Annotated in this window: 8 protein-coding genes; 6 read left to right on the plus strand and 2 right to left on the minus strand. The window is 66.6% G+C overall.

Annotated features, from left to right (window positions below; translation table 11 throughout):
• Positions 1-216 precede the first annotated feature (216 nt).
• The 4 genes from rpsJ to VK682_RS26605 are packed head-to-tail and all read left to right on the plus strand — an operon-like array spanning position 217 to position 2,284.
• Entirely contained in the window at positions 217-522 is a 306-nt protein-coding gene (gene rpsJ, locus VK682_RS26590; protein WP_058247699.1) for a 30S ribosomal protein S10, read from the plus strand.
• Between the two features lie 12 nt (positions 523-534).
• A complete protein-coding gene (gene rplC, locus VK682_RS26595; protein ID WP_089852456.1) occupies positions 535-1,377 on the plus strand; it encodes a 50S ribosomal protein L3 in 843 nt (280 codons plus the stop codon).
• Positions 1,374-1,991 carry a 50S ribosomal protein L4 gene (gene rplD / locus VK682_RS26600; RefSeq protein ID WP_089852458.1) on the plus strand — a complete coding sequence of 206 codons (618 nt, stop codon included), beginning with the start codon at positions 1,374-1,376 and terminating at the stop codon, positions 1,989-1,991. Before rplC ends, rplD begins: the two co-directional genes overlap by 4 nt.
• Complete coding sequence (locus VK682_RS26605; RefSeq protein WP_089852460.1) at positions 1,988-2,284, plus strand: 50S ribosomal protein L23; 297 nt, start codon at positions 1,988-1,990, stop codon at positions 2,282-2,284. Before rplD ends, VK682_RS26605 begins: the two co-directional genes overlap by 4 nt.
• A 76-nt stretch (positions 2,285-2,360) precedes the next feature.
• On the opposite strand, the gene VK682_RS26610 is transcribed toward VK682_RS26605, so the two are convergent.
• Positions 2,361-4,817 carry a heavy metal translocating P-type ATPase gene (locus tag VK682_RS26610; RefSeq protein ID WP_324782931.1) on the minus strand — a complete coding sequence of 819 codons (2,457 nt, stop codon included), beginning with the start codon at positions 4,815-4,817 and terminating at the stop codon, positions 2,361-2,363.
• A gap of 154 nt (positions 4,818-4,971) precedes the next feature.
• On the opposite strand from VK682_RS26610, the gene VK682_RS26615 reads away from it, so the two are divergent.
• Complete coding sequence (locus VK682_RS26615) at positions 4,972-5,172, plus strand: heavy-metal-associated domain-containing protein (protein ID WP_089852462.1); 201 nt, start codon at positions 4,972-4,974, stop codon at positions 5,170-5,172.
• 42 nt (positions 5,173-5,214) lie between these two features.
• Here VK682_RS26615 and hpbA read toward each other — a convergent pair whose 3' ends face one another.
• Complete coding sequence (gene hpbA, locus VK682_RS26620; protein WP_324782932.1) at positions 5,215-7,251, minus strand: N-methyl-L-proline N-demethylase HpbA; 2,037 nt, start codon at positions 7,249-7,251, stop codon at positions 5,215-5,217.
• Positions 7,252-7,343: 92 nt separating this feature from the next.
• On the opposite strand from hpbA, the gene VK682_RS26625 reads away from it, so the two are divergent.
• Positions 7,344-7,976 carry a TetR/AcrR family transcriptional regulator gene (locus VK682_RS26625; RefSeq protein ID WP_230798191.1) on the plus strand — a complete coding sequence of 211 codons (633 nt, stop codon included), beginning with the start codon at positions 7,344-7,346 and terminating at the stop codon, positions 7,974-7,976.
• The last annotated feature ends 175 nt before the right edge of the window (positions 7,977-8,151 follow it).

The raw sequence follows: 8,151 nt of genomic DNA on the forward strand, positions 1-8,151 counted from the left end.
CGCACCGTCGGCTCCGGCGTCGTGTCGAAAATCCTCGTCTGAGCTTGACACTGCGGTCGGCGGGCTCTATGCGGCCCGCCAGACTGGACTACCAGATGGGTGCTGCGGCACCCATCTTCCTTTCCGGCGGGGGGCTTCCTCCGCCATGGGTTCGACGAGGGGGCGGGATGGTCCTGTCTCCTCCTCTCAACCCCAACGCCAAAGAAGGCATGTTCAATGAACCAGAACATCCGTATCCGGCTCAAGGCGTTCGATTACCGCGTGCTCGATGCCAGCACCCAGGAAATCGTCAACACCGCCAAGCGTACCGGCGCACAGGTTCGCGGCCCCATCCCGCTGCCGAACAAGATCGAGAAATTCACCGTTCTTCGTGGCCCGCACGTCAACAAGAAGTCGCGTGACCAGTTCGAGATCCGCACGCACAAGCGTATGCTCGACATCGTGGACCCGACCCCGCAGACGGTGGACGCGCTGATGAAGCTCGACCTCGCCGCCGGCGTGGATGTCGAGATCAAGGTGTAAGGGGGCATGTCGATGTTGCGCTCTGGAATCATCGCCAAGAAACTGGGCATGACCCGGCTGTTTCTTGAAGACGGGAAGCAAGTTCCCGTGACCGTCCTGCAGATGGACGCCTGTCAGGTCGTGGCCCAGCGGACCGCCGAAAAGGATGGCTATACCGCCGTTCAGCTTGGCGCCGGTACGGCCAAGGCCAAGAACACCTCCAAGGCCATGCGCGGCCATTTCGCCGTGGCCAAGGTTGAACCCAAGCGGAAGATCGCGGAATTCCGCGTCGACGCCGACAACCTGATCGCCATTGGCGAAGAGATCACCGCTGACCATTATTTCGCCGGTCAGTTCGTGGATGTCTCCGGCACCACGATCGGTAAGGGCTTTGCCGGTGCCATGAAGCGGCACAACTTCGGCGGTCTTCGCGCGTCGCACGGTGTGTCGATTTCGCACCGTTCGCACGGCTCGACCGGCCAGTGTCAGGACCCGGGCAAGGTGTTCAAGGGCAAGAAGATGGCGGGCCACATGGGCGCCGTCCGTGTCACCACCCAGAACCTTCAGGTCGTGAAGACCGATGCCGACCGCGGCATCATCATGATCAAAGGCGCCGTTCCCGGCTCCAAGGGTGGCTGGGTGACCGTCAAGGACGCCGTCAAGAAGCCCACCCCCGAGAACGTGATCCTGCCGGCCGCGCTGCGGTCCGCCGCCGAGGAAGCGAAGCGTCTGGCCGAGGAAGCTGCCGCACAGGCCGCTGCCGAGGAAGCCGCCGCAGCCGAGGCCGCCGCAGCCGAGCAGGCAGCCGCCGAGGAAGCTGCCCTGAAAGCCGCTGAAGCGGACGTTCAGGCCGAGAAGAAGGAAGGCGACGAATGAAACTCGACGTGATCAAACTCGACGGCGGTGCCGCGGGCGAAGTCGAGCTGGACGAGGCCCTGTTCGGGCTGGATCCGCGCGCCGACATCCTGCATCGCGTCGTCCGCTGGCAGCGTGCCAAGGCGCAGCAGGGCACCCACAAGGTCAAGGGTCGTTCGGAAGTCAGCTACTCGACCAAGAAGATCTATCGCCAGAAGGGCACCGGCGGCGCACGCCACGGCTCCCGCAAGGCGCCGATCTTCCGCAAGGGTGGCATCTACAAGGGCCCGACGCCCCGCAGCCACGCGCATGACCTGCCCAAGAAGGTCCGCGCGCTGGGTCTGAAGCTGGCGCTTTCGGCCAAAGCCAAATCCGGCGCTCTGGTGATCATCGAGAACACCGAGACCGACGGCAAGACCAAGACGCTGGCGGCACAGGTCCGGAACCTGGGCTGGAAGCGCGCGCTGGTGATCGACGGTGCCGCTGTGAACGAGGGTTTTGCCCGCGCCGCAGCCAACATCGAAGGCCTGGACGTGCTTCCGACCATCGGCGCCAACGTGTATGACATCCTGAAGCGTGACACGCTTGTGCTCACGAAGGCGGGTGTCGAAGCTCTGGAGGCTCGACTGAAATGACCGCGAAGCCCGAACATTACGACGTGATCCGCAAGCCGATCATCACCGAGAAATCCACCATGGCCGGCGAAAACGGCTGCGTGGTTTTCGAAGTGGCGATCGACGCAACCAAGCCGCAGGTCAAGGAAGCCGTCGAGGCTCTGTTTGGCGTGAAGGTGAAGGCGGTGAACACCTCCATCACCAAAGGCAAGGTGAAGCGTTTCCGCGGCCAGCTTGGCAAGCGGCGTGACGTGAAGAAGGCCTATGTGACCCTCGAAGAGGGCAACACGATCGACGTGTCGACCGGCCTCTGATCCCAGTCCTTTGTCGGACAAAAGAAACCCGGCTCCGCAAGGAGCCGGGTTTTTTGCTGGTCGGCGGTGCTGCCGGTCAGGTGGCGGGGGTCAGGCGGCGCAGGCGCAGCGCGTTGGCGAGCACGAAGACGCTCGAGAGCGCCATGGCGCCTGCGGCAAAGACCGGCGACAGCAGCAGGCCGAAAGCGGGGTAAAGCGCGCCTGCCGCCACGGGGATCAGTGCGGCGTTATAGGCGAAGGCCCAGAACAGGTTCTGGCGGATGTTGCGGATCGCGGCCTGCGACAGGGCGATGGCCGTCGGCACCCCTTGCAGATTGCCCGACATCAGCACCACATCCGCCGCTTCGATGGCGACATCGGTGCCGGTGCCGATGGCGATCCCGGTATCTGCCGTGGCAAGCGCGGGCGCGTCGTTGATGCCGTCGCCGACAAAGGCCACCGGCCCGTGCTGGCGTTGCAGCAGGCGCAGCGCCTCGACCTTGCCTTCGGGCAGCAGCGCCGCCTGCACCTCGTCTATGCCCAGCCGGTCCGCCACGGCGCGGGCGGTGCGAGCGTTGTCGCCGGTCAGCAGCACGATCTTCAGTCCCAGATCATGCAGCGCGCGAATGGCCTGCGGGGTGCTGGGCTTGATCGGGTCCGACACCGCAAGAATCGCCGCGAGTTGCCCATCCAGCGCGGCGTAAAGCGGGGACTTGCCCTCTGCGGCCAGCGCCTCGGCGGTTTCGGCGAAGCTGTCCACCGACAGGCCGAGCCGTTCCATGTAGCGGTCCGCGCCGATATCGACCCGGCGGCCCGCCACGCTGGCGCTGGCGCCATAGCCGGTGACGGACTGAAACCCGGTGACGGGGGACAGGGCCAGCTGGTCGGCCTGTGCGGCTTCGACCATGGCGCGGGCGACGGGATGTTCGGATTTCGATTCGACCGCCGCGACATGGGCCAGAACGGTGGCGCGGTCAAAGCTGGGGGCGGGGACAAGATCGGTCAGCGCGGGACGGCCTTCGGTCAAGGTGCCGGTCTTGTCCAGCGCCACCACCGCCGTGTCGCGCAGATGCTGCAGCGCGTCGCCCTTGCGGAAGAGCACGCCCAGTTCGGCGCCTCGCCCGGTCGCCACCATGATCGAGGTGGGCGTGGCCAGCCCCATGGCGCAGGGGCAGGCGATGATCAGCACCGCCACGGCATTGACCAGCGCGAAGCTCAGCGCCGGATCCGGCCCGAACAGCAGCCAGACGCCAAAGGTCAGCACGGCAAGCGTCATGACAGCGGGCACGAACCACAGGGTGATCCGGTCCACCGCGCTTTGAATCGGCAGCTTGGCGCCCTGCGCCTGTTCCACCAGCCGGATGATCTGGGCCAGCACGGTGTCGCCGCCCACGGCGGTGGCGCGCAGGGCCAGCGCGCCGGTCTGGTTGACGGTGCCGCCGGTCAGCGGGCTGCCGGGGGCTTTGGCGACGGGAACCGGCTCGCCGGTGATCATCGATTCGTCGACATGGCTGTCGCCTTCGGTCACCACCCCGTCGACCGGAATGCGTTCGCCGGGCCGGATTTCGAGGATGTCGCCGGTGCGCAGATCGGCCACGGGCACCTCCTGCACCTGCCCGTCGCGGCGCAGGCGGGCGGTCTTGGGGGCAAGTCCCACCAGCCGCCGGATCGCGTCAGAGGTGCGGCCCTTGGCCCGCGCCTCCAGCAGGCGGCCCAGCAGGATCAGCGTGACGATGACGGCCGCGGCCTCGTAATAGACGTTGACGGTGCCTGCGGGCAGGGCGCCGGGCAGGAAGGTCGCCACCAGCGAATAGCCATAAGCGGCGAGCGATCCCACGGCGACCAGTGCGTTCATGTCGGGCGCGCCACGGGCCAGCGCGGGCAGGCCCTTGGTGTAGAATCGCAGGCCGGGACCGAACAGCACCAGCGTGGTCAGCACGAACTGCAGCATCCAGCTGGCCTGCATCCCCACGGTGGCACCGATCCAGTGATGCAGCGCGGGCACCAGATGGCCACCCATTTCCAGCACGAAGACCGGCGCCGTCAGCAGCGCCGCCCGCGTCACCTGCCGCGCCAGATCGCGGGCTTCGGCATCCTTGCGCGCCTCGTCCTCGGGGGAGGGGCCCTGCTGGGCGCTCTGCACCCGCGCCTCGTATCCGGCCTTGCGCAGGGCGGCGACCAGCAGATCCGGATCGGCGCTGCCGCGCACGGTGGCGCGTTCGGTGGCAAGGTTGACCGAGGCCGCGCTGACCCCCGGCACCGCTGCCAGCGCGCGTTCCACCCGTCCGACGCAGGACGCGCAGGACATGCCCTCCACCGCCAGATCCTGCGTGCTGTCGGGCACCGCATAGCCCGCCTTTTCGATGGCCCGCACCAGCGCGGCGCGGTCAAGCGTGTCGCCCGACAGGCTGGCGCGTTCAGTGGCAAGGTTGACCACGGCGCTCTGCACCCCGGGCACGGCGCGCAGCGCCTTTTCCACGCGCCCGACGCAGGAGGCGCAGGACATCCCTTCGATGGGCAGGCTGAGCGTGCGGGACGGTGTGAGGTCGGCCATGGCTGCCTTCTTTCTGTCAGAACAAGGGTCAGCATGGCAGATAAGGGTTCCAGCAGGGGGAAGGTCAAGGTGCCGGAGGGTTTTTGTCCTCTTGACCTTCGGCGGGCAGAGGCGTGCACTGGTCGCGGCCCGATCCGGGCCACAGGAGATCCCGATGCAGCTTCAAATCGACTCGATGACCTGCGGCGGCTGCGCCCGTGCCGTGCGCGCCACGCTTCTTGATCTGGACGCCGAGGCCCGCGTTACGGCGGATCCGCCCGCCCGCCGCGTCGAGGTGGAGACGACCGCCTCGCTGCAGGCGGTTCAGGCGGCGCTGGCCGAGGCCGGATTTCCGGCGGTTCCGGTCACGGGCTGACCGGGGCAGGGGGAGGGGGGCGGCAAGCCCCCCGCCAAAGGGTCAGAGCCCGCGCACCAGCCGCAGCGCGTCATAGATCGCGGCATGGGTGTTGCGCGCGGCGACCGCATCGCCGATGCGGAACAGCCGGAATCCGCCTTCGGGATTGGGCCGCAGGGTCTGCGCCCCGCCGGTGGCCAGCGCGGTGTAATCCACAGCACCCAGATTGCGCGACAGCGGCTTCAGCTCGAAATACAGCTCGTCCAGTGGGCGCGTGCCGTGATTGACCACAACCTGATCGACGCGCCTTGTGCGCAGCGTGCTGCCGTAGTCCGATCCCAGATGCGCCAGCAGCCCGTTGCCCTCGCGCGTGACCGCGCGCAGCCGCCATGTGACGGTGAAGGTCACGTCGCGCGCCTGCAGGCTGCGCATGTAGGGCACAAGGTTCATCGCCATCACCTCGGGGGCGAAGCTGCGGTCAGGGGCGACGATTTCCACCACGGATCCGCTTTCCGACAGCAGATCTGCCGCCATCAGCCCGGCATGGTCGCCCGCATCGTCATGGATCAGCACGGTCTGGCCGGGTTTGACGTCGCCCGACAGGATGTCCCATGCCGACACCACCAGATCATTGCCCGTCTCCAGCACCTCGGTATGGGGCAGGCCGCCGGTGGCGATGATCACCTCTGACGGATCGGTGGCCAGCACGTCATTGCCATCGGCGAAGCTGTTGAAGCGGAACTGCACGCCCAGTTTTTCGCACTGTTCGAACCGCCACGCGATGATCGACGACATCTCCCGCCGCCGTTCCTGCCGGGCGGTCAGGCGAATCTGCCCGCCGGGCTGGTCCGCCGCCTCGAACACCGTCACGGCATGGCCGCGTTCCGCCGCCACCCGCGCCGCTTCCAGCCCGGCGGGACCGGCGCCGACGATGGTCACGCGCTTGCGCTCCTCGGCTCTGGCGATGACATGGGGCTGTTCGATCTCGCGCCCGGTAGAGGGGTTGTGCAGGCACAGCGCCATGCCACCCTGATAGATGCGGTCCAGACAGTAATTGGCGCCGACGCAGGGCCGGATGTCCTCCTCGCGGCCTTCGATCACCTTGCGCACCAGATGCGGGTCGGCCATGTGCGCGCGGGTCATGCCCACCATGTCCAGCTTGCCGCTGGCGATGGCATGGCGCGCGGTGGCCACATCGGGGATCTTGGCGGCGTGAAAGGTGGGAAAGCCGGTGGCGGCGCGAATCTCTCCGGCAAAATCCAGATGCGGCGCGTTGCGCATGCCCTGAATCGGGATGAGGTCGGTCAGCCCGGCATCGGTGTCGATATGCCCCTTCACCACGTTCAGGAAATCCACCAGCCCGCTGTCCTTCAGCCGGTGCGAGATGGCCAGACCGTCTTGCTTGGTCAGCCCGCCGGGCAGATCCTCGTCGCCGGTATAGCGCACGCCGACAAGGAAGCCCGCGCCGCAGCGGCGCCGGATTTCTGCCAGCACGTCGAAGGTGAAGCGCAGGCGGTTGTCCAGATCACCGCCATAGGGCGCGTCCAGCTCGTTGGTCAGCGGCGACCAGAACTGGTCCATCAGATGGCCGTAGGCCTGAATCTCGATCCCGTCGAGGCCAGCGGCCTGCATCCGTTCGGCGGCATCGGCATAATCGCCGATGATCCGCGCGATGTCCCAGTCCTCCATCTTCTTGGGGAAGGCCTTGTGCGAGGCTTCGCGCTCATGCCCCGGAGAGACGACAGGCAGCCAGTCCGCCTTGTCCCAGCGGGTGCGGCGGCCCAGATGGGTGAGCTGGATCATCACCGCGCAGCCCTCGTCGTGACACTCCTGCGCCAGCTTCGCCATATGGCCCACCACCTCGTCCTTCCAGGCGAGGATGTTGTTGAACACCGGAGGGCTGTCACGGGCGACGCTGGCCGATCCCCCGGTCATGGTCAGCGCCACACCCGCCTTGGCCCGTTCCACATGATAGGCGCGGTAGCGCTCCTTGGGCATGCCATCCTCGGGGTAGGCGGGTTCATGGCTGGTGATCATGATCCGGTTTTTCAGGGTGAGGGGACCAAGCTGATAGGGCTGCAGCAGGGGATCGCTGGACATCGGGCTTACCTTTTCCGGTTGGGGGCCACGCAGGGGTTGCGGCAGGATTCCGACAATGTACACTCCTGTCAATATAATGTTCAGGGGTGAACATGATGAATGATACAGATGAAGACAGCAGATCTGCCCGGGGGGAGCGCGGCTCGCCCGACCTCTGGCTGGAGGCGGCCTATGCCGCGCTGGTCGATGGGGGGGTGGACGCGGTGCGGATCGTGCCGCTGGCCCGGACGCTGAACCTGTCGCGCACCAGCTTTTACTGGTTCTTCAAGGACCGGCAGCAGCTTCTGGACGGGCTGCTGGACCGGTGGGAGCGGTGCACCACCGCCCCGCTGGTGGCCGCGACCGAAGGTTATGCGGCGACCCGGACCGAAGCGATGCTGGCGGTGATCGCCATCTTCCTGAGCGACCGCAGCTTCGACACCCGGCTGGAACTGGCGGTGCGGTCCTGGGCGCAGCAGGACACGGCGGTGCTGGCGCGGCTGCAGGCGGCTGATTCCCGGCGGCTGGAGGCGCTGCGCCAGCTGCTGCTGCAATGGGGCCATGACGAAGCCGATGCCGATGTGCGGGCGCGGACCATCTACCTTGTGCAGGTGGGCTATATCTCCATGCGGGTGCGCGAACCGCTGGACGACCGCCTGCGCCGATTCCCCCATTACGTCGAGATCTATACCGGCCAGCGCCCGACCGAGGCTGAAATGGCCCGGCTTCGCGGCAATCTGGACTGACGGTCAGAGGCAATTGCCGGGTTATCCCGGAATAGTCTCCGGATTCTGTGGATATCTATGTGGGTATGTCGGTTTTGGGGATGATCTGGGTGTGCTGTGCGGGGATTTTCGGGGCTAAGCTTTTGGATTTGCGTGATTTTTGAGGTTTTTGGTGTTGCTCGTGAAGTTTTTGCGA

This window comes from Salipiger marinus (genome assembly GCF_035481585.1).
Taxonomy (GTDB): Bacteria; Pseudomonadota; Alphaproteobacteria; order Rhodobacterales; family Rhodobacteraceae; genus Salipiger; species Salipiger marinus.